The organism is Vibrio sp. 2130-1 (assembly GCF_033339515.1).
This window is the reverse complement of the sequence record NZ_JAWOUT010000250.1, coordinates 1-720: the sequence shown is the minus strand read 5'-3', so window position 1 is coordinate 720 and position 720 is coordinate 1. Positions and strand designations below refer to the sequence as shown.

1 protein-coding gene is annotated in these 720 nt (G+C 50.0%); it reads right to left on the bottom strand.

What is annotated here, in order from left to right; translation table 11 throughout:
* On the bottom strand, positions 1-720 hold a 720-nt coding region (locus R7Q09_RS25535; RefSeq protein ID WP_411913121.1), incomplete at both ends, for a sugar-binding domain-containing protein.

The following is a 720-nucleotide window of genomic DNA, read 5'->3' as shown; positions in this document are numbered from 1 at the left end:
AACAAGTGGTAAAGGTAAGGATTTTCAGCCGTCCAATGTGTTGGGCTCACCATATCAATCGCAAAGCTTGTTGAGTGGTGGTTTTGGATAGTCAGTGAATCGCATTGACCACTGGCTACGACAGTGCCTTTGTCATGCAGCGCGTATTCCAGCGTATAGCCAGACGCGATAGCGGTGGAAAGGTTTTCCAATTCGATTTGAGCACTGAGCGTCGCACTTTGGTAATCGTCGGCGAAATCGGTGCGAATGGTGAGATCTTGGACGTGAACGTTCTCTTTTCCGATTAGATAAACATCACGGAAGATCCCCGCCGTCCACCACATGTCTTGGTCTTCAATGTAAGTGGAATCGGCCCACTGCATCACGCGTACGGAGAGCAAGTTTTCGCCTTGTTGGACGAACTTGGAAATGTCGAACTCCGCAGTAAGACGGCTGCCTTTGCTAAAGCCGACGTACTCGCCGTTCACGTACACTTCAAAGTAGGTTTCCACGCCGTCGAACTTGATGATGGTTTGTTGGTTATCCCACTGTGGACCAAGTGTAAATGTGCGTTGATAAGCGCCCGTTGGGTTGTCGGTTGGTACAAACGGGACATCGATCGGGAATGGGAAGCCTTCATCGGTGTATTGCAGATCGCCGTGGCCTTCCATTTGCCACATGTTTGGGACGGTAATGCGTCCCCAGTCGTTCATTGTTTGTGAGTAAAACTCATCAGGTACC